Raw genomic sequence first — 24,683 nt, 5'->3', positions numbered from 1 at the left:
AATTTCCAAACGGAACAGGTAAGATAAAAATACAAATTATTTAACAAAGGGTGATTTAGATGGATTACAATAATAATAATTTTTCAGATGAAAATAAAGAAACACCTGCAGAACCAACTCCCGAAGTGAATGAATCTGAACAGCAGGAAGAAGAGTTTTCAACGGACAAGCCTAAAAAAGAAAAGAAGTCAGGATCTAAAACAGGCTTGCATTTCTTTCTTGGCGGTTTAGCCGGAGGATTAATTGCTGTAGTTTTAATTGCAGTACTGCTGTTCTCAAACATTCTCCCCCTAGCTAGTACAGCAGACGAAAATACTTCTTCTGACAGTAGCACAGCCAACGTTGTCAAAACAATGGCATCTGATGATGCTGAGGTGTCTTCTAACATTGATGAAACGTCTAAAGCAGTGGTTGGTGTTGCTAACCTGCAACAGCAAAGTGTTTGGGCAGGAAGCCAAGAAGCTGGAACTGGGTCAGGCATTGTTTATAAGAAGGAAGATGGGAAGGCTTATGTTGTAACAAATCATCATGTTGTAGAGGGTGCAGAGCAAGTAGATATTATTTTAAATGATGATGAAAGGTTAAATGCTAAAGTTTTAGGATCGGATGCTTTAACTGATTTAGCCATTTTACAAGTTGATGGGGATAAAGTCACCACGGTAGCGGATCTTGGTACCTCCAAAAATTTAAAAGTTGGTGAGACCGTATTAGCAATTGGTAATCCTCTTGGTATGGAATTCGCAAATACACTTACAAAAGGAATTATTAGTGGGTTAGATCGATCTGTCAGTATGGACACAAATGGTGATCAGCAACCAGATTGGGTAACAGAAGTTATTCAGACAGATGCCGCGATTAATCCAGGCAATAGTGGAGGCGCACTTGTAAATGCAAAGGGACAAGTTATTGGAATTAATTCTATGAAGATTGCCCAAAATGCAGTTGAAGGAATAGGGTTTGCTATCCCTATCGATGCCGCATTACCAGTCATGGAACAACTGGAGGAAAACGGTGAAATAGAACGTCCTTTAATAGGGATAAGCACTGCTTCCCTAAATCAAGTTCCTCCACAATACAGAAGTGAAATTAAGCTTCCAGAAGAGGTAGAAGGCGGTATGGTTGTAGCAAATGTTCAGGAAGGTTCTCCAGCAGCTAAAGCGGGTTTACAACAATTTGATGTTATAACCGAAATTAATGGCAATAAAATTACTACTCTTCTTGAGTTACGAAAGTTTCTCTATTCAGATGCTTCCATAGGTGAAGAAGTACAGGTGAAATTCTACCGAGATGGGAAGTTGGAAAAGACCGAAGTTACGTTAACTGCGAAAGAATAAATACCTGGATGAGTAAAATAAATTAAAAGCTGAGCCTGCAAAGAAATTTGCAGGCTCAGCTTTTTTAGCTTTACAATAATCATCAATATAGAAAACTGTATAGCCATTCAAACCTTCTTTAACCAAAGAATAAATCTAAAATATTGCTTCCTGTTGAGCTGTTTTTGTTATAGAACTCCGAATATCCACAGTTCTCGCAAAACACTACCGTAAACTGATTATGCTGCACATCAAACATTTTTGATAAACCTGTTCCAGACATGGAGACGTCTTTTGTATCAGCATCTGTGCTTCCACATTTAATACATCCTTTATTCTCACTCATATAGCTCACCTCATTAAGTAATACGGGCAGAATGGAGACAGGTTTCAATTAATATTCACTTTCATACTCATCTTCATACTTATTATGGTTAGGTGTTACTCCTGTAAATTTGCCATCAATGTCTGAAGAGAGAAAGTTCTCCAAGTCTTCTACAGCACCTTTATTTTCTTCGTTATTCGGATACATATCATCATAATCATCTTGATTGCCATAAAAATCTGAAGGTGTTTCTGATGTACCATATTGACTTACTTCCTGCCAGCTATCCTCAGCGTCATAGCCTACCTGTTCTTCATTAGAAACCTCATTTGGGTTAATATTTGGGCTGAATACTTCTTCTTCAACCGTCCTGTGTGATTCAAAAATATTATTGCTCGCATGTTCTATACATTTATCCGCTGTAGGAACTGCCTGTAAACGTTCATACGGAATATCTGCACCACATGTTGCACAAATTCCGTATGTTCCATCTTCAATAGCATGTAAAGCAGCATTAATTTCCTCTAATTCCGTTTCGGCATGCTCATTAAGCGCTGTATCTTTCTCTCTCTCATACAACTCGGTACCCATATCTGCGGGATGGTTATCATAATTTGAAAGCTCACCAACCGACTCCTTAGATAACTCCAACGTTTTCCCAAAATGATCCTGTACATGTTTTATAAGTTCATTTTGTCTAATCAATAAAGCCTTTTTGCATTGAACTAATTGCTCATTGGTGATCATCATGATCATCCTCCAATTTTAAATTAATTATGTACACATACTATGTGCAAAAACACTTGGAGCAATTCGATTTTACCCCTCCCAAATCATGTCAATGTGTGGAATGTTGTCATCCAAATATACTTCGGATATTTTCTTAAAACCAAGTTGATTATAAAAATTTTCCAAATGAGCTTGAGCCTGAATTTTTATCTTTCTCTCCTGCCATTCATTATTAATATAGTCTATTGCTTTTTGCATTATTTGTGTTGCATAACCTTTACCTCTAAATTCTTTCACTACGAGCACTCTCCCTATGGAAACTTCCTTGTACTTTGTATTTGCAGGGAGGATTCTTACATAAGCTGCAATTTGCTCATTTATTTTCAGAAAGCAATGCATGGACTGCTGATCATAATCATCCAATTCTGGATACGCACACTCCTGCTCTACTACAAATATATCTACTCTCGCTTTCATCAATTCATATAATTCTTCATTAGTTAAGTCACTAAACCCTTTCAAACACCATTCCATCGTAACCCTCCATTACTTTTTATTATGTGATAAAAGGATTAAGAACCCTTTTGTAGAAATAATAGTATAAGTTGGCTGAAAAGGGGAGGATAATATGACTTTAACAGAAAAAAAGATCGGTTTTATCGGCACGGGAGTTATGGGGAAAAGTATGGCATTAAATTTGCAACGAGCGGGTTATTTGATAAATATCTATACACGCACAAAAGAGAAGGCAAATGACCTAATTGATCACGGAGCAGTTTGGAAAGAATCCATAAAAGATCTAACAGTTGCCAGTGATATTATTATAACAATGGTTGGATATCCTTCTGATGTGGAGGAGGTCTACTTTGGTGAAAACGGGATTCTCGAACACGCAAAAGCTGGATCCTGTTTAATTGATATGACAACCTCTAAACCTTCGCTGGCAATAAATATTTTTCAACAAGCCAAGGCTAAAAGTATACAACGCACTAGATGCACCTGTGTCTGGAGGAGATATAGGCGCTCAGAAAGGGACGCTTGCCATCATGGTAGGTGGTGAGGAAGATGCATATGAAGCGCTATTACCTCTTTTCAAAACCCTAGGGGAAAATATTATTCTTCAAGGTCCCGCTGGGGCTGGGCAACACACAAAACTAGCTAACCAAATCACCATCGCCTCTAATATGATCGGCGTATGTGAAGCAATTATCTTTGCTAAAAAAGCAGGGCTTGATCCTTCACGTGTCCTTGAGAGCATTACAACTGGGGCAGCAGGAAGCTGGTCTTTGTCTAATTTAGGCCCAAGAATGATACGTGGTGACTTTGATCCCGGCTTTTACGTCAAACATTTTATTAAGGATATGACAATAGCATTGGAGTCAGCAAAGGAAATGGGTTTGGATACTCCTGGCCTCTCCCTATCCCTACAACTGTACAAGGAACTCGCAGAAAATGGTGATGGTGACAGCGGGACTCAAGCCCTCATTAAAATTTTTGAAAAGCAAAACTTGTGATCTTAACGCAAGAGCCGCATCTTTATCTATTACGCGGCTCTTGTTTTTCAATCTTTTCTATTTCCCTTTGGACAATAAAAGCCAGGTCATTGTTTCCAAACAATTGAAGTACATTCATTAACATATCTGAGGAAATCTCATCTGATTCCTCTTTGGTAACAGTTAATTCAATAGCTTCCGCTAATGCATTATTATTTTCTTGGTATGGATATGCTTCCATATATAAAGATATAGGGTCCAGTTCATGGTTTATACACCATTGTGCATAAATAAGAATCATCATTTTTTCGTCATTCTGGTAGTTATTAATTATCTGTTGCTCTTTTTCATTTCCGTTCATTATTAATCACCTGCTTTTCGTAAGATGAAAACCCACATAAAGGTTAGCGTTTGCTTTAATTCAAGTGAAAGATTTGCATAATTTTGTTCTTTCACCCCTTCTTTATAAACGCCAAAACCATCGATATACTCCAAGCCCTTATCTTGCGCAATCCTCAGAAACTCCCATGGCATCATTGTATTACAAATAGCATTCTCTCCATATAGACGAGGAAAGCTATTTTCTCTGGGGCCAGCTGTCGGGCCTAAAATTCCAACACATAAATAACCATCTTTTTTGACGACTCTCATCATTTCATTTAAAGCACTTACTGGGTATTCTGTCCACTCCAACACATTAATACCAATTGCACCATGAAAGGTATTAGCTGCAAAGGGTAATTGATTTATATCTGCCTGATAAAAGTCTGCTCTATTCTTATTGTTTTGTTTTGCTAATTCAATCATCTCTTTTGATATATCTGCACCCGTTACTTCATATCCGGCTTGTGTTAATTTAAATGATCCATAACCATCCCCACAGCCAACATCAAGCAAAGTATGCTCTTTAGGTATGTATTTCTTAATAAAACCAATAATATCTTTTCTGCTCCCACTGTCCCACATTTTCTTGCTTCTTGCATTCCAGAAAGCAGCTCGCTGATTCCATTGCATTTCAGCTTCTTTTTCCCAATCAAATGATTTCATATTGGTTTCCCTCTCCTTTCATCCGCTCGTTCATTTTAAAATGTAAAAGTATTAAGTAGTAATAATTCCTTATTCCTGGCTTGTCTAATCTTTGAGGTTCTATCGCAAATGTTGGGGTAAGACCATTATCTCGTACATTCATAGTTGGAGACAAATGGGAGAACAAATTAATCGACTGCAGAGCATAATTATCTGCCGGAGAACAAATTATTCGGCTGCAGAACAAGATTATCCGCCGGAGAGCAAATTAATCAGCAGTAGAACAAGATTATCCGCTGGAGGGCAAATTATTCGGCTGCAGAGCGAGATTATCCGCCGAAGAGCAAATTAATCGGCTGCAGACATTAACAAATTAGCTATAGTGTGTTCATTATAAATTATTTTCCGAAATGGGGGTTTGTAGCCATATCAAGTTAGTCCGCATTCATCTATCCTGCGAATCATTGGATAATACAAGCACATATAATAAAAAAGGTTTATCTCATAAATGAGATAAACCTTTTGATAATCATCTATTATAGACGAACAACGTTAGCTGCTTGTGGTCCGCGGTTACCTTCTACGATTTCAAATTCAACGTCTTGACCTTCTTCAAGCGTTTTGAAGCCGTCAGCTTGGATAGCTGAGAAATGTACGAATACATCGTCTCCGTCTTCGCGCTCGATGAAACCAAAGCCTTTTTCTGCGTTAAACCATTTTACTTTACCAGTCATTAAAATGACCTCCTTATACAAATATCGTGCAAAGTAATTGAATCATAAATACTTTTACAACGCTTTGTTAAAGAGATCGTAAAGTATTATTCAAACTTCAATTTCCTTTTGCTTTCTTAACTTTAACCTTTTTACAGAAAAAATGCAAGTAATTTAGAATTTATTTTCTCTTTGTATTTTCACATTTTATTCACCGAAAAAACAAAAGGCTGATCCATACAAAAAATTAAAGAAAACTAGTCATTTTTCGGTTCAACTTCCTTATATCTTCTTTTTTGCCGATATCCATAAGTAATATCCCTAACCAGTTCCTCATTTTCCAGTCCAGCACCAATTGCACCAGCTATGGTTGATATGGAGGTACCTAGCCAGGCCAGCCTTATATATTGTAACATGGTAAAATCACCTTCCCTATTAACAGCAGAGTTATATGCTTCAGGTGGCACAATTACAATTACAGCAGCCAGGAACAATAAAAATAAAAATGCATAATACGTTAAGACAGAAAGGAGCAGTGTTATCAATGTTGTCTGATTATATAAATGCCTGAGGTGTGGTTGACGTTGACTCGATGGCCTCTCCCACAAATGATGTGCATTAATAATCCAAATGACCATTAAGCTGATTGCAGCAAAAGATAAGACAGTTAATCTGAGGGTACTTAGAATATCACTTAAATTCCAGAGCGTTGTGAAAATCAACCCGAATGCACCTGTTGAGAAAGCAATAGCAATTACTTTTTTAAACGATGACATAATACTCCATGGTCGGTTTGCTTGTGTCATACCCATCAGTAAACGTAACTGTCCATTTATTCTTGGAATTACTATATAACGAACTTCTATATCCTTGTGCTCATTTTTAGGAGAGATTCGTTTCACTTTTGTAAGTGGAAATTGACGTTGGAGCATATCGCCAGTAAACAGCTTTTTCACTTTATGGTCATTATTTTCCAATCGAGAGCCATTATACAATTCATTCATAATTTGAATAACGGCTTTTCTCATTCTCTTTTTCATGGGCAACCATCCAAATGAAGGAACAGATATTTGAGCAATATAATGCTTTTTACTTATGTCCGCTGCTACGATATTCTTGCCCTCAAATATCGGTAAATCAGTCAAACAAATAGCATATCCCCAATCCTTCCCATTCCGCAGTTCTGCAGCCTTTTCAATAATTTCATCAACATTTTCAGCTGATCCTGTAAGAGGATCTACTACCATTTCCACTTCCCATGTAACACTATCGTCAATTTGCCTTTCAAAGGCTTCAGGTAATTTTTCTACATAGCGATTCGCTATTTCAGCAGGTAGCTCGGGAGCTGCAATTAGGCCTACCTTAACTTTTTCTTTATCCATTCAACCCCTCCTCTCTTCCTTATGTTAAGATTGCTCAGCTTCTTCTTTATTATCGTATTCCTGTCCTACTTCATAATAACGTTGCTGTTGTCGAAAGGAATACGTTATATTTCTGATTTTGTCCTCTTTCTCTAAACCGGCACCAATTGCACCAGCAAGCGTTCCAAGTGAAGTAACTAACCAAACTAAGTTTAAATAATATTTAAATGTAGGTTCCTCATCCAGTCCCGTCCATGCTTGAAACAATTCTGGCGGAACAAAAATAGAGATGGCAATGGAAAACATCATAAATAATACAATGTAATTAATAATAACAATAGAGCTTAATGTACTGAAGGTTGTCCAATTGTATAGATCTCGCCATCGTTTCTTACCACGATCTGATGGTTTCTCCCACAAATTTTGAGAAAAAATAACCCACATAACCATACCCATGATAGCTATAATAGTTAAAATGATTAATCTTACTGGGGTATATACAATGCTCAGCTGCCATGGTGTAGGAAAAATGGAAATATAAGAACCTGTAGCAAAAGATAAAGTTATCATTTTATTAAAAGAAAACAATGCCTTCCATGGTCGATTTGCAAATGTCATACCTAATAACACTCGCAAATAACCAGTAAATCTCGATTTTATGAAGTAACGAAGATCTACAACGTCATCTTTTGATGTTGCTTTCATCCTGCCTATTTGAGAGAGAGAAAACTGATGTGTTAATTTATTTTTGTTTTTATTTTTACTTTTTGAAGGTTGCTCTTTCACTGCCAGCTTGGCTTGAGGCGATTCCGTTTGAGATTCTTCTACATACAATTCTTGCATCATCTGCATGAGGGTTTTTCGAATTCTCCTTCTCATGGGCATCAATCCAAATGTAGGAACAGAGATTTGTGCTACCCGATCCTTTAAACTAGCATTAGCAACAACTAAGTATTTCCCAAAAAAGATAGGGAGATCAGTCAGGCAAATAGCGTAGTCCCACTCATTCTCTTCTTTTATATTGTCTGCTTTCTCTAAAACTTCTTTTGTATTTTCAGCGACTCCAACCAATGAATCGATGGTCATTTCAACCTTCCAGGATACATCTTTATCAATTTTTTCGGAAAGTAGTTCCGGTAGCTCTTTTATAAGGTCACTAGCAATTTCAGCTGGTAGATCAGGCGCTGAAATAAGCCCTAGCTTAATTGTATTAATTTTTCTCACCTCCACCCTCTATATATATTAAATCCCTATAGGGTTCTTTGCTTTGGTATTTTACCCGTTTTGAGTGAACAAAAACATGTCTGCCTTTTAAATGAGTAGTAGTGGCGTATTTAGATCAGCTTGAAAATTAGCTTATTCCTTGGTAAAATAGTTTCTTGCAAGATTATAATTTAATAGTGACTACCAAACATTTATATCTTGCAAATATGAATGACAGGTGGTAAATAAAATGGAAAAAACGAATTATCGGGTTTTGTTGTACTATAACTATGTGCATATTGAGGATCCAGAGGCCTATGCCGCAGAGCATCTTCAATTTTGCAAGGACTTGGAACTAAAAGGAAGAATCCTTGTTGCTCAAGAAGGAATAAATGGTACAGTTTCCGGGACAATTGAGCAAACAAATAAATACATGGAAGCAATGAAAAACGATCCACGTTTTGCTGACATGGTATTTAAAATTGATGAGCATGAAGGGCATGCATTTAAGAAAATGCATGTGCGTCCTCGAAAGGAATTAGTAACACTTCGTCTGGAAGATGATATTAACCCATTGCAAACAACTGGGAATTACCTTTCTCCAAAGGAATTCTATGAGGCAATGCAAGATGAAGATACTGTAGTGATTGATGCTCGAAATGATTATGAATATGAACTAGGGCATTTTCGCGGAGCAATTAAGCCAGATATTAAAACTTTCCGTGAGTTACCGGATTGGATTAAAGAAAATAAAGAAAAAATTGAAGGCAAAAAAGTGCTTACCTATTGTACTGGCGGCATCCGTTGTGAAAAATTCTCCGGGTGGTTAAAAGAAGAGGGTTTTGAAGATGTGAACCAATTACATGGTGGAATTGTAACATATGGTAAAGACCCTGAAGTACAAGGAGAGTTATGGGATGGAAAGTGCTACGTCTTTGATGAACGAATCTCTGTTCCAGTAAATCAAAAAGAACATGTTGTAGTCGGCGTGGACTATTTTGATGGAAAACCTTGTGAGCGCTATGTAAACTGTGCAAATCCTGAGTGTAATAAACAAATTCTCTGCTCTGAAGAAAACGAGCATAAATATATGAGAGGTTGTACACATGAATGTCGTGTCAGCCCACGTAATATGTACGTAAAAGAATACAACTTGTCAGAAGAAGATATTGACCAAAGACTTCAGTTGCTGGGTGAATCCAGGAAACAAGAAGCATAATAAGATACGAAAAGAGCTCCAGGATAACTCCTGGAGCTCTTTTTCATGGATAAAATGTTACAACATTTAACCATAACTATAGATTATTTAATGCTAATTCAGCCACTTATTAAAGTGCTGCATCTACGTCTGTATAGTCGTAACCAAATTCATCAGCAACTGCTTTAAATGTTACTTTTCCATTAACCACGTTCACTCCTGTTTTAATTGGAGCATTCTCTCTTATTGCTTTTTCTGCACCTTTAGAGGCTATTTGGATGGCATATGGAATAGTTACGTTTGTCAGAGCAATTGTTGACGTACGTGGCACGGCACCAGGCATATTTGCAACAGCATAGTGAAGAACACCATGTTTTTCATAAATTGGATCATCATGTGTTGTAATATGATCGACTGTTTCAAAATTACCACCTTGGTCAATTGCCACATCTACAATTACAGATCCAGGTTGCATTGCTTTAACCATATCTTCTGTTACTAATTTTGGTGCTTTAGCTCCTGGAATTAGCACAGATCCGATTACAAGGTCAGATTTCTTTACTGCTTCTGCAATATTATATGGATTTGACATTAATGTTTGTACACTTGAACCAAAGATATCTTCCAATTGACGTAAACGATTTGGGTTTAAATCAATAATTGTAACATTGGCTCCTAGGCCATTAGCTACTTTAGCAGCATTGGTACCAACCATACCGCCACCGATTACTGTAACATTAGCTCTGCTAACTCCCGGCACCCCACTTAATAGAATTCCTTTACCGCCCTTTGACTTTTCAAGGAATTGAGCACCAATCTGAGCAGCCATTCTGCCAGCTACTTCACTCATTGGAGAAAGAAGTGGCAATGTATTATTAACAGTAATTGTCTCATAGGCAATTGCTGTTACTTCATTCTCTACTAATGCTTTTGTTAATGATTCTTCTGCTGCTAAATGTAAATAAGTAAATAGAATTAGACCTTTACGGAAATAACCGTATTCAGACTCTAAAGGTTCTTTTACTTTCATAATCATATCAGCTTTAGCCCAGACATCTAAAGCGTTTTCAATAATCTCAGCTCCAGCTTCCTTGTACTCTTCATTAGTAAAGTTACTACCCTCTCCAGCATTAGTTTCAATGATGACCTGATGGCCTGCTTTTACAATAGCTACTACCCCTGCTGGTGTCATGGCAACTCGGTTTTCGTTGTTCTTTATTTCTTTAGGAACCCCTATAATCATGTTTGTTTCCTCCCTATTTTCCATTTAGATTTATTATATAACTTGATTTATTAAAACGCTTTAGTCAGTATACAAAATATAACCAATAGTATTTGTGTAATTCCACATATAATTACTCTCACATTTCCAATAGCTTCAAATCCAAAAATAACGTAACTTTTTGATTAGGATCCTTCAAATCTATATCCGTTAGTTCAGTAATTCGCTTTAGACGATAATTTAACGTGTTTGTATGAACATGAATCACGTTGGCTGCTTTATACACATTACTATCACAATTTAAAAAGGCTTTCAAGGTTTTAAGTAATTCAGTATTATGGTTTGCATCATATTGTTTTAATGTTCTAATTACATCATTTTTATAATTTGTCTGCTTCCGAATTTCTTTTAATTCATCTATGAATTGGTATACTCCCAGTTCGTTATATCCGAATACTTTTTCCAACTGGTTTGGGAATTGACTTTTAGCATTAAGTACTCTTTCTGCCTGATTATAGCTGTCCTTAATATATTTTGGTGATTCAAATATGAGCCCAAAGGCAGCTGATATATTATGATGAAGCTTTAACCGTTCTTCTATTTTGGCAGTAAAATTACTGACATATTCTTTTAAAATTTTGTTAGAATCTTTGATGGACGGAAATCTTACTAATAGGATAAACTGATTTTGGTCGAAAACTTTACATACCACCTCAACCCCTCGAAGAGTTTCTGTTAGATAGAAGGAATGTTTTTCAATTTCCTCTGTCACTTCCTCCTCAAACTCAATCATCGCTATAGCAACATATCCATTGAGGTAAAGACCATATTTTTGCGCTTGCTGTTCAATTTCTGTTGGATCTTTAAGATGGCCGGTAAGCAATTGCCAAAAGAATTCCTTATAGCTTTCCTCCATCCGCTGTTTCTTGATCTGGAGCTTGAGTAATTTTTTCTGAACAGCTTTAGCAGCCTCCGTGAGCATCATGTAATTCTCTTCTGTTATTTCTCTCCCATTGGTATGTGCCCATATAAAGCCTAATATCTCATTATTTTTGCTGACAGAGATTGCTATACGATCGCCTAGGCCAACTTCTGGTATTGCAGGTATTTTAACTGGTTTATCATCTTTAAATAGTTTTGACATAAACCCTTTTTTCCATAAACTATTTATCACCTTTTCAGGTACTTTTCTTTGAATAATCGTATTCACACGAACATTGTCTACGCTATCTTCATGTGAACTATACGAGATAATATGATGATTCGAATCTTCAATCGTTATGGGACAGTTCATTATTTCTGCAATTCGATCCGCCAGCCCTTCCAAGGAATCAAAATTCAATTGAAAAAGCCCCGAATGATTAACCGCGTGTGACATCTTGCTTCCTCCGATCTTGTACTTTAGGAAGAGTATTTTTTAATATTTATTACCCTTCAAGAATACCACATAATTAGTATGTTTTAGTGACATTAAACAAACTTTCTTCCTTTATTTTTACAAAATGAACAAATAAAATTGATTGATTATTTGTTAAAATAAATGTAATCGTCACCATTTTTCAACGAATTTCGACATTTTAAACTCTTTTGTTCTACAACTGTTTAATATTTTGGTATGATCAGTTACAGACTTGTATTTGGGGGAAAGTAGTATGAAAAAAATATTAAAAATTGGTAGCGCTTTTATTGGAATAATCGTTGGGGCTGGCTTTGCTTCTGGGCAGGAAGTTTTGCAGTACTTTACGAGTTTTGGCTTAATTGGCACCTTAGGAGCCATTGTCGCCACCGCATTATTTGCCTATCTTGGTATGACACTTACTAGATTAGGAAGTCGTTTACAAACAACTTCCCATAAAGATGCGATTTATGAGGTCAGTTTCCATCCATGGTTAGCACTTATTGTTGACTACATTATTATTTTCACCTTATTTGGCGTGGGAGTTGTAATGGTTGCTGGTGCTGGTTCCATTTTTGACCAACAGTTTGGTTTGCCTGCATTTATGGGGACCTTGCTGATGACTATTTTAGTTTTATTAACAGCGATGTTAAACGTGGATCGGGTAGTTAATGTTATTGGTAGTATTACGCCATTTCTAATTATCAGTGTTATCATCGTCTCTGTTTATAGCCTTCTTACGATGGATGCCACCTTTACTGATTTAAATCCAATTGCAAAGGAACAGACTTCTACCTTGCCGAATTGGTTTATTGCTGGAATCAACTATGTGTCCTTTAATATTGCAGTTGGTGCATCTATGTCTCTTGTTATGGGAGGGGCAGAAAAAGATGAACGAGCTGCCAAACTCGGTGGATTAGTTGGTGGCCTGGGTCTGGGACTTCTTATTGTGCTAAGTCATCTTGCCATCTTTTCAAAGGTCGATGTTGTTGCAGAATATGACATGCCTATGCTACAAATCGTCAATGAACTATCTCCGTTTCTTGGTACGTTTTATTCAGTGATTTTATTCGGAATGATTTTTAATACTGGGATTAGTATGTTTTTTGCATTCGGTGCGAGATTCACAGAAATTGGCACAAGCAAATTCAAGTTATTTATTACGATAACATTGATTATTGGCTTTATTGCCAGCTTTGCCGGTTTTACAGATCTTGTTGCCTTCTTCTATCCGCTAATTGGCTATTTAGGTCTTTTCTTAATTTTAGCACTCGTCACCGCTTCCTTTAAGATGCCAACAGGGAAGAAGAACAGGCTAACAGATCATGAATAGTTTTCCTTTTTTGACGGGAGAGATCCTTATTGCTATTCTTTGAGTAAAGGAGGCCGCTTGATATGAATGTTTATGACTTTTCAGCTAAGACTTTGCTAGGTGAAGAAAAATCCCTGTCAGATTATAAGGGAAAAGTACTTTTGATTGTCAATACAGCAAGTGAATGTGGCTTTACGCCCCAATTTGAAGGGCTGCAACAATTATACGACAAATACAAAGAACAAGGTTTAGACATTCTGGGTTTTCCTTGTAATCAATTTAATAACCAGGACCCAGGTTCAAACGAAGAGATTTCAGAGTTTTGTCAGCGGAACTATGGAGTCACCTTTCAAATGTTTAGTAAAGTCGATGTAAAAGGAGAGCAAGCCCATCCTTTATTTTCATACTTAACAGAAGAAGCAAAGGGTATGCTGACGAAGCAAATTAAATGGAACTTCACAAAGTTTCTTATTGATAGAAATGGAAATGTCATTAAACGATTTGCACCTCAAACCAAGCCAGAAAGCTTGGAACAGGATATTGAAGAGCTACTATAACTGATAGAAATCCATCAGGCAGCACATAACGTCTCCCTGATGGATTTTTTCTATTTTAAAAATTTCGACTTGCTAATCACACTATTATTTGTGCTAATATTAAAATAACACCTGCACTAGGAAGGGAGCCTTAACTTTGGAAGCATTACATAAAATCAAAAAAGCAAAAGAAGCATTAAACAACGTGATTTTAGGACAGGAAGAGGCTGTAGATCTAGTATTTATTACACTCCTTAGTGGGGGTCATATTTTATTAGAGAGTGTCCCAGGCTCCGGAAAGACAAAACTAGCAAATGCTTTAGCTAAGTTAATCAAAGGTAATTTTAGACGTATTCAATTTACACCGGATGTTCTTCCAAGCGATGTCACTGGCATTCAATTTTTCAATCCAAAAACACAGGAATTTGAAATGCGAATGGGGCCTGTTGACACAAATATTTTATTGGCAGATGAGATAAACCGTGCTACCCCACGAACTCAATCCAGCCTTTTGGAGGTCATGGAAGAAAATCAGACAACAATTGATGGGGAGACAATTCAGCTTACACCGCCTTTTTTCGTTATTGCCAGTCAGAATCCAATTGAATCAAACCAAGGAACCTTTCCGCTACCAGAAGCTCAGTTGGATCGCTTTATGATGATGGTTAAAATGGATTACCCTTCCTACAACAATGAGAAACAGATACTAAAAAATCAGCGTTTAACTGATCCGATAAACGATCTGTCACCTCACGTGACGAAGGAAGACATTATTGCACTACAAAAAGAAGTCCGTAAAATAGAAATAACAGATATAGTTATGGATTATTTATTAGAGCTAGTCAGAAAAACCCGTGAACATGAGGACATCGAAATTGGCGTAAGTTCCAGGGCCGCCTTAGCTTAATGCGTGCTTCTCAAAGTAAGGCATTACTGGAAGGAAAAGATTATGTCACCCCTCAGGATATTAAATTGCTCGCCCCTCATTTATTTGAACATCGAATTAATCTTAGTATGGAAGGTTCTCTTCGCTATAACAAGGAAGACATTATCCAACAGCTAATTGAATCAGTCCCTGTTCCTGTAGAAATGGGGCATATGAAATAAATTTATTTTTTTGCACGCAAAAAACACATCGGGAATAGGACGTTCCCGATGTGTTTTTATAATATTTTTTCGAGGAAATTTTGTGCCCGCACTGTTTGTGGCTTTGCAAAAAACGATTCTGGTTTGCCCTCTTCCACAAGCATACCATTATCAAGAAATAACACTCGATCCGCTACTTCCTTTGCAAAATTCATTTCATGTGTAACAATGACCATCGTCATTCCACTATCTGCCAGATCCTTCATCACATCCAATACTTCTTTTACCATTTCAGGATCAAGTGCGGAGGTAGGTTCATCAAACAGCATGATGTCCGGCTCCATTGCTAATGCTCTTGCAATAGCAACACGCTGCTTTTGTCCTCCTGACAAACGATTTGGATAAGCAGTCTCTTTATCAGTTAAACCGACCTTAGCAATTAAGCTTTTTCCGATTTCATCCGCTTCTGTTTTTTTCATGTTTTTTACTTTTTTTGGTGCATACGTAACATTCTCCAATACAGTCATATGAGGAAACAGATGAAAGTGCTGAAATACCATTCCTATATTCTTTCTAATCTCCAGCTTATTTACTTTTAATGATGTAATCATCGTTTCATTAATACAAATATCTCCTGCTGTTGGCTGTTCCAAAAGGTTTAAACATCTTAAAAAGGTTGACTTACCAGATCCAGAAGGCCCGATGACTGCAACTACTTCGCCCTGTTTTATAGTTGTTGATATATTTTTTAATACTGCATTTTCTCCAAATGACTTAGAAACATTATCTACCTTAATCACTGTATCTCATCCTCCGTTCTACTACTTTGCCGAGTTGTGTAAGCACAAAGACCATTAGCCAGTAGATCACACCTGCAAACAACAGAGGTTCAAAATTACGATAAATATCAGCACCTACAATTTGTGCACGGCGCATGATATCAAGGTAGCCAATAACCGATACAATGGCAGATTCCTTTGTTAATGTGATGAACTCGTTCATTAATGCTGGTAAAATATTTTTAATTGCCTGGGGTAAAATGATGTTTACCATCATTGATTTATATGGTACTCCCAGCGCTTGTGCTGCCTCTGTTTGTCCTTTATCTACTGCCATAATACCTGCACGTATAATTTCTGAAACATATGCAGCTGAGTTTAGTCCAAACGCCAGGATGGCTGATGAAAATGGTTCAATATCATATCCTGTCAATTGAGGTACAGCAAAATAAAAAATCATTAATTGTAGAATTAATGGTGTCCCCCGGAAGATTGATGTATAAATATCAGCAATAACCTTTAATACTGGTATCTTAGTAATCTTGCATAATGCCAATAATGTACCTATAATAAATCCAATCACAATTGAAGCACTAACAAATTTTAATGTAACCCATATTCCCTCTAGCATAAAAGGAATATAAGGCACGATCTGGCTAAAGTCCAAATTCATGCCTTACCACCTCTTTCTCTCTATGTTGTTTTTATTGTTCGTTCAACCATTTATCTTTCAGCTTTTGCAGTTCTCCGTTTTCTTCAAACTTCTTTAACGCCTTGTTCACATCTTCTACAAGATCACTGTCTTTTGGAAATGCGATACCCATCCCAGGAGAACTCGTTGTTGGATCATCAAAGCCTTGTAGATCCTGCTCCTTGATATACCCTTTTGCAACAGATTTATCCATATAAGCTACATCAATACGATTGGAGTTAAGCTCCTGGATCATTGTGCCAGCGTCATCTACTTTTTTAACTGTAAAGCCATATTCTTCACTTAATGCATCGGCACCTTCTTCTTGTATGGTCCCAAGCTGCACACCTATCGTTTTTCCCTTCAAGCTCTCAAGATCTTTAAAAGCGTTTGTTGGTTTAAATATAAACATTTCGCCTGACCGGTTGTATTCCGAAGAGAATTCAACATTTTGTCTTCGCTTTTCAGTTGCACTCATTCCAGCCATAACCATGTCCACTCTTCCAGATTGTAAAGCACCGACTAATCCATCAAATTTCATATCTTCAATCTCCAGCTCATACCCTAATTCCTTTGCTACCATATGGGCTAAATCAATATCAAAACCTTCGTAATTGCCCGCTGTATCACGTGACTCAAATGGGGGGAAATCTGCTGAAGTTGCCATCTTTAATATTTTTTTGTCTTCTGTATTTTGATTATTCCCTTCAGAATTTGCTTCACTTTTCCCACATGCTGCCAATATAGTGATAACTAATACCAATAAAGTGAGTGTACCTATTATTTTTTTCAATTTATATTCTCCTCTTTTCTCTTTACACAAGTTGATGAATCTTATTAAATTCGTGTTGAATTTCCTCAAATAACGATGGATCTGTCAATATATCATATCCTGTCTCAGCCAGGCCCAATACACCTTCTGCCAATGTTTGATGTCCTTCTGCTGTAATCGTTTGGTCAGCAAATTCTACTGTATGTCCTACTAATCCAGGCTTATTTAAACTAATATATGGATGAATTGCAGGAACGACTTGGCTTACATTTCCCATATCAATCGAACCATAGCTCATCTTTGCAGACTGAATTGGCTGCTCACTTATATTTTTTAAATTAGCTGTAAAAGCTTTTGATAAAGTTTGGTTTGTTTTCATATTGTCATAGCTTAATTCATAATTCGAAATATCTAGTGTAGCTCCTGTCATTAATGCTGCTCCATTTGCTATATTAATTACTTTCGCAACAACTTCATCCAAGCAGCTTCGTTCCTTAGATCGCACATAAAATTGTGCAACTGCTTTGTCAGGAACTACATTAGCAGCTTGTCCGCCTTCAGAGATAATACCGTGTATACGTACATCCTCGGGTAAGTGCTCCCTTAGTGCGTTAATGCCGTTGAACAATTGAATAACACTGTCTAAAGCATTAATTCCCTTTTCAGGTGACGCGGCAGCATGAGAGGTTTTACCCTTGTAGGCAAATTGTATAGCATCCATAGCCAGTGAATCGCCACTTTCATAGGATTGATCGGAAGGATGTACCATCATCGCCACATCGATAGAGTCAAAAATTCCTTTTTCACTCATCGGCACTTTAGCTCCGTTTGTTTCCTCAGCAGGAGTGCCTAATACCACAATTCTTCCTCCTATTTCATTTAATAGTTTACTTAAAATAATACCCGCGCCTACACTCATCGTCCCTATTAGATTATGACCACATCCATGTCCCACTTCAGGCAATGCATCATATTCAGCTAAATATGCAATAACAGGGCCAGGTTTACCACTGTTAAATTCAGCTTTAAATGCAGTTTTTCTATCTACTATATTTTTCTCAATATGAAAGTTATGTTGTTCAAGATATTCCGTTAAAAGCTTCATTGAATTGTATTCCTGATCACCGATCTCAGGGTTTTTATAGAGTTGATCACTCATATTACATAACTCGCCTATAATATTACTCAATTCCTTCTTTAACTGGCTCTTCATGATGTATCCTCCAATATGTATAATTATTAATGAATATGTATATTTATACCACGGATATTATATTTATGCAATAGTTTTTTTATAAGCTGTATGGAAAAACGTTATAGGATAAAGAGGAATGATGAAAAGTTAAAAATTTACTAACAAAAATTGCAGTGGTCATAAATTAATTCAGATTATAGATATACTGCGAAGTAATTTGCTACTTGGTAAGACTGCAAACTCCCATTTTAAAAAAATTCAATATAGCTAATCCCTAACTATCTAAGGCAATTTTATTTACTCTCCGGTGGATTAATTCACTCTACTGCCGATTAATTTGCTCTACTGCCGATTAATTTGCTCTCCGGCGGATTAATTCATTCTACTGCTGATTAATTTTGTTCTCCGGAAGATTATCTCGCTCTGCTGCAGCCCTAACTTTATGTGTGTGCACAAAAAAACAAGCACGTCTTATGTGCTTGTTTTTCCATTTTTCGCTATACGTATTAGTATGCTTTTGCCCAATATACTAATTCTTTTGCTTCCTTACCACAACATACACAGGTATCTGAAACTTTCTCCTGTTCGAATGGGATACAACGAGAAGTTGCTGTCGTTTCCTCTTTTATCTTTTCTTCACATGCTGTATCTCCACACCACATAGCTTTAATAAAGCCTGGGTTTTCTTCCAATGCTGCTTTGAACTCGTCCATGTTTTTTGCTACAGAAGTCTTTTCTTCTCGGTGTGCTTTTGCTTTTTCATATAAGTTTTGCTGTATCTCTTCTAGCAATACAGGAAGGCGGTCTTGTAATTCAGCTAGTGCAATAAATTCTTTTTCCCCTGTATCCCTACGCACAAGTACTACTTGGTTCTTTTCAATATCTTTTGGTCCCATTTCAATACGAACAGGGAATCCCTTCATTTCTGTTTCATTGAACTTCCATCCAGGAGTTTTATCACTCGCATCTATATCTACACGTACAAGATTCTTCAGTTGATCACGTAGTTCATATGCTTTATCCAATACGCCTTCTTTATGCTGGGCAATTGGTACGATCATAGCTTGGATTGGTGCTATTCTTGGAGGAATAACTAAACCACGGTTATCACCATGCACCATGATTAGCGCACCCATTATACGGGTAGAAAGCCCCCATGAAGTTTGATGCACATATTGACTTTTTCCATTTTCATCAAGATACGTAATATCAAATGCTTCTGCAAAGCCAGAACCAAAGTGATGGGATGTACCAGATTGCAATGCCTTACCGTCATGCATCATACTCTCGATTGTTAAGGTATACTTTGCGCCTGCAAATTTTTCTTTATCTGTTTTCCGCCCCTTCAGTACAGGAATAGCCAAGTACTTCTCTACAAGGTCAGCATAAATACCAAGCATTCTGTCTGTTTCTTCTGCAGCATCTTGGTCAGTAGCATGCGCTGTATGACCTTCCTGCCAATGGAACTCAGAAGAGCGAAGGAATGGGCGAGTTGTTTTTTCCCAACGGACTACATTACCCCACTGATTATACAATTTCGGCAAGTCACGATAGGAATGGATATTATTTGAATAATAATCACAGAAAAGAACTTCTGAGGTTGGACGTACAGCAATTCTCTCTGTCAGCTCCTCTTCTCCCCCATGCGTTACCCAAGCAACTTCAGGTGCAAACCCTTCTACATGGTCTTTTTCCTTTTGTAAAAGGCTCTCTGGGATAAATAATGGAAAGGCTACATTAGAATGACCAGTTTCTTTAAATTTTTTATCTAATTCATCCTTAATATTTTCCCAAATTGCATATCCATATGGTTTAATAATCATTGTTCCACGAACTTGACCATACTCCACTAATTCCGCTTGTTTCACTACATCTGTGTACCACTGTGCGAAATCTTCCTCCATCGCTGTCACTTTTTCAACAAACTGCTTATTTTTTTTACCCAAGCTGAACACCTCTTTATATAAATTTATAATTTAATTAACAAATCGGAACACAAAAAATCCTCCATCCGAAAAGGGACCGAGGTCTGGTGGTACCACCCTTGTTTACAGGAAATACTGTACACTTAAATTGGTAACGGTCATAGACCGCGCACATCTTACAGCAACAAGGCTTTAACGATGGCGAACTCAGAGGCAGGTTCCCACTTATGTCTTTAGAAATTTCCAGCAGCCATTTCCTCTCTTGAAAAGACAATAAATTATACTAATCCTCTTCTACGTTTCATATATATTTCTAAATATAAAGCTATGCACATGGAAAGTCAAGCACTCTTAATAAAAGGCTTTTTCGTAAAGAGAGAACTGATCTCCCGCTTCCCCCACATGGCCCATAAATTGAAATCCAGCTCGCTGATAGAATTTATTTAATACAGGGTTATTTCCTATACAATCTAATCGTATATAGCTATTATTCACTTGGTATGAATTAATCATCCATTCAAGCGTTCGTTTACCAATTTGCTTATGATGATGTTCTTGATGTACAGCAAAACGATGCAAATAAAAGGCCTTATCTTCACGCTTTCCCCACATTTCAATATCCCACGGATTTTGATTAGGAGAAAAATTGAATACAGCTACTATATCAGTATTCTTATTTTCTACTATATAAGTGATATCCTCCACAATGTCTTCCATAATTTCGTTAATTTCAACATCATTATGCAGGTGCTCCCATTGATTTATATTCTTCTCATTCAACCAACTGGCAGCATTTCGTAAAATTTGAAATACTTCCTTAGCATCATCTTTTATTGCCTTTCTTACAGTATATTGATCAAAAGTATAAGAGCTGAATATTGAACTCAGTTTTCTCCCCCTTAGCGTATTTGCGCACCCAGCGTGTTTTCAAAATGGCTAAGAGCCCATTCGTGTCCAGCTTGATTAAAGCTTGCTACTGCATCTTTATGAATAACAATTTGAAAGCCTTTATTATAAGCATCTACAGCAGTATGAAGAATACAAATATCTGTACAAACACCTACAAGGTGAACTTCCTCGATGCCTCTTTCTCTTAACCTGATTTCAAGATCCGTTCCAGCAAATGCACTATACCTGGTTTTATCAAAATAATAAATATTATCTTTTTCTTTATGGGTTTCAAAGACCTCCGCTAAGGCCCCGAAAAGATTCCGACCGGAAGTACCGATAATATTATGTGGTGGAAATAGATGTGCTTCTGGATGCAAAACATCTCCTTCAACATGTGCATCTATCGCAAATACTACATACTCGCCTCTCTCAATAAATTGTTTAGTTAGAGAAACTATTGTATTCTCAATTTCCTGTCCAGGCAATCCACAAGTAAGTTTTCCTTCATCCGCAACAAAATCTACCGTATAATCCACATTTATTAAAGCTTGCTTTCCCATCTTGCTTCCTCCAGTCTATTTTCATCTCCGCTTTATAGAATAGGTGCATATCAGCTATAAAATTATTTACTTTACCTATTTATTTCGTAACTCAAACATAAGTTACTTTAATTTTATGAGCTTGCTTGTATTTCCTCTCTGCAGCATGATAAGTCGGCCCAACAAGTTCTGTATATGAAAAACCATGTTCAATCGCTGTAGTAACAAAGCTTTTCGCCAACTCAACTGCATCTGAAACCTGCTTTCCCTTTGCCATATGTGCAGCAATGGCAGCAGAATATGTACAACCTGCACCGCTGGTATTCACCGTATCAATTCGCGGGGCTTCGTAAACAATCAGCTCTTCACCATTGAACAGCACATCCACCGCCGGACCAGAAAGCCTTCCACCTTTAACTAACACATATTCAGAGCCCAATGCATGTAAATCGATCGCCGCCTGCTTTAAATCTTCTACTGTAGTAATTTCTCTATTTTGAAGTAAAATAGAAGCTTCCGGTATATTTGGTGTAATAATTGTTGCCATCGGAATTAGCTTTTCTTTTAATGCATCAATCGCATCATCTTCCAATAATTTGGAGTCCAGCTTCCCTACCATAACTGGATCTACAATGATATTTTCAATTCGAGAGTGCTTTATCAATTCTACCGTTTTTTCAATTACTGCTTTGGAAAACAGCATACCTGTCTTTAGCCCGTCAGCTCCCACTTGATGCATAGCCGTAGCAAATTGAGCTTCAATTGCTTCAATTGTTTGTGGGTGCACATTTTTATTCGTTTCCGGATGTTTGCCGACAATTGCTGTTATGACACTCATCCCATACACGTCTAATTCCTGAAATGTTTTTAGATCCGCTTGAATCCCTGCACTTCCTCCTGCAGCTGATCCAGCAATCGTTAACACTCGCGCTGGATAATTCATTATGTAAAACCCTTTCTATATATTACTAGTTACAACAATACTACGATAAAAAACCAGATTATCATAATCATTTGAATAACTATTTTGGCTAATGCTCCCCCCAAAAATCCCAACAAGGAACCGATAGAGGCACGAATCGCCTCGCCGACTGTTTTACTTTGCAGTATTTCAATAAAAAATACGACTAAAAAAGGCAAAATGATGATTCCAAAAGGAGGAATAATAAAAGAGCCAAAAATTACCGCGACTGCTGCTCCTCGTTCTCCCCATTTACTACCACCGAAACGCTTCACAAAATAGCTGTTAGCAATAATATCCGCTAAAATCAATACAACTGTAAAAATACTCATCCCAATCCAAAATGCCGCATTCAACTGTTCTGAATTAATTAAGAATTGGTATAATAAAAATCCTCCCCAGAGAACCAATACAGACGGGATGATTGGGAAAACAATCCCTATAAAACTTAAAATAAATAATGCAATTATTAAAACCCAAATGATAATATCCAGTGTCCCTACCCCCAAAGTTACTTTTTACCAAACATACTTGATAGTTTGGTTTCTTCTTTTCTTATTATACGTTTGTAGTTTTCCATATGTTTCATAATACTTAAAAGAGTTAAGAGGATAACAATCATTGTAGGTTCTACGCCAAAGAAAATAAAGGTTGTAGTTAAGAAAGATAGATACATAAATAGAACACCTATAACAAGGTAATCTGTAGCAAAGGTAAAAATAAGTAAGATTCCAATACCTATCAGAGCGATTTTCCAATCAATCGCTAACAAAACACCTACAACGGATGCCGTACCCTTTCCCCCACTAAACTTCATAGTTATCGGGTAATTATGACCCACTACAACAAAAAAAGCTGTAAGATAGATTAAAAGCGTCTGCCTTTCTCCTGTAACACCATATTCATTAAGGATAAATAACATAAGTAAAATGGCTAATGTAGCTTTAAAAATATCAATAATTGCAACAAGTATTCCATACTTCCACCCAAGTAATATGGTTGTATTAGAAGCGCCAGAATTCTTTACACCGGAATTCTTAATATCTACCTTTTTAAGTTTGCTAACGATCTGGGAACCATGTAGACACCCAAAAAAGTAGCCAATGAACCCAGCTATAAGCATATACATCTCAACACCCCTTTTCACCTATTATATCGCAATTAACTTTCTATAAGAATATGCTATAAAAATTTGTTAGAATAAGATTATATTAAACAACAAGAGGAGTACCTTATGAATGAAAAGTCTACTTCGAATTTTGCTGACATGGTTAGTAATTATTTTATTTATAGTCACTGTATTTATTATATATAACACAAAGGAAGAGAAATATATAAATAATGGTGAAGATGCCCTATTCCCGAATCCCTTCACCCCACAGTAGATAAACAGCTGAATAAACTTCTAGAGCAATCAAAAGGAAAGAATATTGATATCGTCATTACAGCAGGACTGCGATCTAAAGAGGAGCAAAACCAGCTCTATAAAAAAGGGCGCTCAAAAGAAGGAAATATTGTAACACATGCCAAAGCTGGGGAGTCATATCACAATTATGGATTGGCTGTAGATTATGCCGTACGCAACAAAAAAGGGGAAATTATATGGGATATGAACTACGATGGCAACGGAAATGGAAGATCTGATTGGATAGAAGTAGCAGAGCTTGCGAAAGATCTTGGTTTTGAATGGGGTGGAGATTGGAGCGGTTTTAAGGACTATCCTCACTTACAGATGACATTCGGCCTGAGCATAGCACAGTTGCAAGAAGGACTTCGACCAAAAACGGAAGAGGAACAGCAAGATTAATTAATGGGAATCTTCCTTATGCTTATAGCTATTCCATCTATTCCAGTAATGAAAATGATCCAAGGTTTACCAAAAAATTGGTTCTACTGCAAATATTGAGGTACAAACGTATTTTGTTCCTTCATAGTTGGAGGAAACTGCGACGTAGTGCAAAATAATCCGCTGGAGAGAAAATTAATCAGCTGCAGAGCGGAGTAATCCGCCGGAGAG

26 protein-coding genes, 2 pseudogenes and 1 other annotated feature are annotated in these 24,683 nt (G+C 37.0%); of the genes and pseudogenes, 8 read left to right on the top strand and 20 right to left on the bottom strand.

The window, feature by feature from the left end:
• Positions 1-59 precede the first annotated feature (59 nt).
• Positions 60-1,334: a S1C family serine protease gene (locus tag JCM12304_RS14385; protein ID WP_060681142.1), complete on the top strand. Its 1,275-nt coding sequence runs from the start codon at positions 60-62 to the stop codon at positions 1,332-1,334.
• Between the two features lie 118 nt (positions 1,335-1,452).
• Here JCM12304_RS14385 and JCM12304_RS14380 read toward each other — a convergent pair whose 3' ends face one another.
• The 3 genes from JCM12304_RS14380 to JCM12304_RS14370 form a co-directional block, all read right to left on the bottom strand.
• Entirely contained in the window at positions 1,453-1,659 is a 207-nt protein-coding gene (locus tag JCM12304_RS14380) for a zinc ribbon domain-containing protein (protein ID WP_019377386.1), read from the bottom strand.
• A 48-nt stretch (positions 1,660-1,707) separates the two neighbouring features.
• A complete protein-coding gene (locus tag JCM12304_RS14375) occupies positions 1,708-2,385 on the bottom strand; it encodes a TraR/DksA C4-type zinc finger protein (RefSeq protein ID WP_060681182.1) in 678 nt (225 codons plus the stop codon).
• Between the two features lie 72 nt (positions 2,386-2,457).
• Positions 2,458-2,901: a GNAT family N-acetyltransferase gene (locus JCM12304_RS14370; protein ID WP_019377388.1), complete on the bottom strand. Its 444-nt coding sequence runs from the start codon at positions 2,899-2,901 to the stop codon at positions 2,458-2,460.
• Between the two features lie 94 nt (positions 2,902-2,995).
• On the opposite strand from JCM12304_RS14370, the pseudogene JCM12304_RS14365 reads away from it, so the two are divergent.
• Positions 2,996-3,881 (top strand): annotated as a pseudogene (locus JCM12304_RS14365) (NAD(P)-dependent oxidoreductase).
• Positions 3,882-3,903: 22 nt separating this feature from the next.
• Here JCM12304_RS14365 and yxiS read toward each other — a convergent pair.
• From yxiS to JCM12304_RS14340, 5 genes are all read right to left on the bottom strand, one after another.
• The gene (gene yxiS / locus JCM12304_RS14360) at positions 3,904-4,221 is read right to left on the bottom strand and encodes a protein YxiS (RefSeq protein WP_060681140.1); all 318 of its coding nucleotides are present in this window, start codon (positions 4,219-4,221) and stop codon (positions 3,904-3,906) included.
• Positions 4,222-4,223: 2 nt separating this feature from the next.
• Complete coding sequence (locus JCM12304_RS14355) at positions 4,224-4,907, bottom strand: class I SAM-dependent methyltransferase (RefSeq protein WP_060681138.1); 684 nt, start codon at positions 4,905-4,907, stop codon at positions 4,224-4,226.
• 515 nt (positions 4,908-5,422) lie between these two features.
• Positions 5,423-5,620, bottom strand: a complete 198-nt coding sequence (gene cspD / locus JCM12304_RS14350; RefSeq protein WP_011064983.1) for a cold-shock protein CspD — start codon at positions 5,618-5,620, stop codon at positions 5,423-5,425.
• Between the two features lie 236 nt (positions 5,621-5,856).
• On the bottom strand, positions 5,857-6,981 hold the full coding sequence (locus JCM12304_RS14345) for a hypothetical protein (protein ID WP_060681135.1): 1,125 nt from the start codon (positions 6,979-6,981) through the stop codon (positions 5,857-5,859).
• A 24-nt stretch (positions 6,982-7,005) separates the two neighbouring features.
• Positions 7,006-8,184 carry a hypothetical protein gene (locus JCM12304_RS14340; protein WP_060681134.1) on the bottom strand — a complete coding sequence of 393 codons (1,179 nt, stop codon included), beginning with the start codon at positions 8,182-8,184 and terminating at the stop codon, positions 7,006-7,008.
• Positions 8,185-8,413: 229 nt separating this feature from the next.
• Between JCM12304_RS14340 and trhO the strand changes: the two genes are divergently transcribed.
• On the top strand, positions 8,414-9,382 hold the full coding sequence (gene trhO / locus JCM12304_RS14335; protein ID WP_019377394.1) for an oxygen-dependent tRNA uridine(34) hydroxylase TrhO: 969 nt from the start codon (positions 8,414-8,416) through the stop codon (positions 9,380-9,382).
• Between the two features lie 109 nt (positions 9,383-9,491).
• On the opposite strand, the gene ald is transcribed toward trhO, so the two are convergent.
• Complete coding sequence (gene ald / locus JCM12304_RS14330) at positions 9,492-10,604, bottom strand: alanine dehydrogenase (RefSeq protein WP_060681131.1); 1,113 nt, start codon at positions 10,602-10,604, stop codon at positions 9,492-9,494.
• Between the two features lie 118 nt (positions 10,605-10,722).
• Positions 10,723-11,961: a PucR family transcriptional regulator gene (locus JCM12304_RS14325; RefSeq protein WP_060681129.1), complete on the bottom strand. Its 1,239-nt coding sequence runs from the start codon at positions 11,959-11,961 to the stop codon at positions 10,723-10,725.
• 274 nt (positions 11,962-12,235) lie between these two features.
• Here JCM12304_RS14325 and JCM12304_RS14320 point away from each other — a divergent pair, with 274 nt between their 5' ends.
• The 3 genes and pseudogenes from JCM12304_RS14320 (at position 12,236) to JCM12304_RS14310 (ending at position 14,934) form a co-directional block, all read left to right on the top strand.
• Positions 12,236-13,312, top strand: a complete 1,077-nt coding sequence (locus JCM12304_RS14320) for a YkvI family membrane protein (protein WP_060681127.1) — start codon at positions 12,236-12,238, stop codon at positions 13,310-13,312.
• Between the two features lie 62 nt (positions 13,313-13,374).
• Positions 13,375-13,848 carry a glutathione peroxidase gene (locus tag JCM12304_RS14315; protein ID WP_060681125.1) on the top strand — a complete coding sequence of 158 codons (474 nt, stop codon included), beginning with the start codon at positions 13,375-13,377 and terminating at the stop codon, positions 13,846-13,848.
• A gap of 136 nt (positions 13,849-13,984) precedes the next feature.
• Positions 13,985-14,934: pseudogene (locus JCM12304_RS14310) on the top strand (AAA family ATPase).
• Between the two features lie 56 nt (positions 14,935-14,990).
• Here JCM12304_RS14310 and JCM12304_RS14305 read toward each other — a convergent pair.
• The 10 genes from JCM12304_RS14305 to JCM12304_RS14260 form a co-directional block, all read right to left on the bottom strand.
• Positions 14,991-15,713, bottom strand: a complete 723-nt coding sequence (locus JCM12304_RS14305; RefSeq protein ID WP_060681122.1) for an amino acid ABC transporter ATP-binding protein — start codon at positions 15,711-15,713, stop codon at positions 14,991-14,993.
• Positions 15,706-16,365, bottom strand: a complete 660-nt coding sequence (locus JCM12304_RS14300) for an amino acid ABC transporter permease (RefSeq protein WP_060681120.1) — start codon at positions 16,363-16,365, stop codon at positions 15,706-15,708. The genes JCM12304_RS14305 and JCM12304_RS14300 overlap by 8 nt, the downstream gene beginning before the upstream one ends.
• Positions 16,366-16,396: 31 nt before the next feature.
• Positions 16,397-17,176: a substrate-binding periplasmic protein gene (locus tag JCM12304_RS14295; protein ID WP_060681118.1), complete on the bottom strand. Its 780-nt coding sequence runs from the start codon at positions 17,174-17,176 to the stop codon at positions 16,397-16,399.
• A gap of 22 nt (positions 17,177-17,198) precedes the next feature.
• The gene (locus JCM12304_RS14290; RefSeq protein WP_060681116.1) at positions 17,199-18,368 is read right to left on the bottom strand and encodes a M20 family metallopeptidase; all 1,170 of its coding nucleotides are present in this window, start codon (positions 18,366-18,368) and stop codon (positions 17,199-17,201) included.
• A gap of 488 nt (positions 18,369-18,856) precedes the next feature.
• A complete protein-coding gene (proS, locus tag JCM12304_RS14285; RefSeq protein ID WP_060681114.1) occupies positions 18,857-20,296 on the bottom strand; it encodes a proline--tRNA ligase in 1,440 nt (479 codons plus the stop codon).
• A gap of 68 nt (positions 20,297-20,364) precedes the next feature.
• Positions 20,365-20,581: a binding site (T-box leader), on the bottom strand.
• 45 nt (positions 20,582-20,626) lie between these two features.
• Positions 20,627-21,055: a GNAT family N-acetyltransferase gene (locus JCM12304_RS14280; protein WP_060681112.1), complete on the bottom strand. Its 429-nt coding sequence runs from the start codon at positions 21,053-21,055 to the stop codon at positions 20,627-20,629.
• 119 nt (positions 21,056-21,174) lie between these two features.
• The gene (locus JCM12304_RS14275; protein ID WP_019377406.1) at positions 21,175-21,726 is read right to left on the bottom strand and encodes a cysteine hydrolase family protein; all 552 of its coding nucleotides are present in this window, start codon (positions 21,724-21,726) and stop codon (positions 21,175-21,177) included.
• Between the two features lie 91 nt (positions 21,727-21,817).
• Positions 21,818-22,648 carry a bifunctional hydroxymethylpyrimidine kinase/phosphomethylpyrimidine kinase gene (gene thiD / locus JCM12304_RS14270; protein ID WP_019377407.1) on the bottom strand — a complete coding sequence of 277 codons (831 nt, stop codon included), beginning with the start codon at positions 22,646-22,648 and terminating at the stop codon, positions 21,818-21,820.
• A gap of 29 nt (positions 22,649-22,677) precedes the next feature.
• Positions 22,678-23,175, bottom strand: coding sequence for a DUF456 domain-containing protein (locus tag JCM12304_RS14265; RefSeq protein ID WP_019377408.1), 498 nt, complete (start codon positions 23,173-23,175; stop codon positions 22,678-22,680).
• Positions 23,176-23,177: 2 nt separating this feature from the next.
• On the bottom strand, positions 23,178-23,795 hold the full coding sequence (locus JCM12304_RS14260; RefSeq protein WP_019377409.1) for a glycerol-3-phosphate acyltransferase: 618 nt from the start codon (positions 23,793-23,795) through the stop codon (positions 23,178-23,180).
• A gap of 109 nt (positions 23,796-23,904) precedes the next feature.
• On the opposite strand from JCM12304_RS14260, the gene JCM12304_RS20150 reads away from it, so the two are divergent.
• Complete coding sequence (locus tag JCM12304_RS20150) at positions 23,905-24,051, top strand: hypothetical protein (protein ID WP_256200842.1); 147 nt, start codon at positions 23,905-23,907, stop codon at positions 24,049-24,051.
• On the top strand, positions 24,024-24,473 hold the full coding sequence (locus JCM12304_RS14255) for a M15 family metallopeptidase (RefSeq protein WP_369813174.1): 450 nt from the start codon (positions 24,024-24,026) through the stop codon (positions 24,471-24,473). The genes JCM12304_RS20150 and JCM12304_RS14255 overlap by 28 nt, the downstream gene beginning before the upstream one ends.
• Positions 24,474-24,683: the final 210 nt, after the last annotated feature.

This window comes from Virgibacillus halodenitrificans JCM 12304, assembly GCF_001310895.1.
GTDB lineage: Bacteria > Bacillota > Bacilli > Bacillales > Amphibacillaceae > Virgibacillus_Q > Virgibacillus_Q halodenitrificans.
This window is presented reverse-complemented; position numbering and strand designations above follow the sequence as displayed.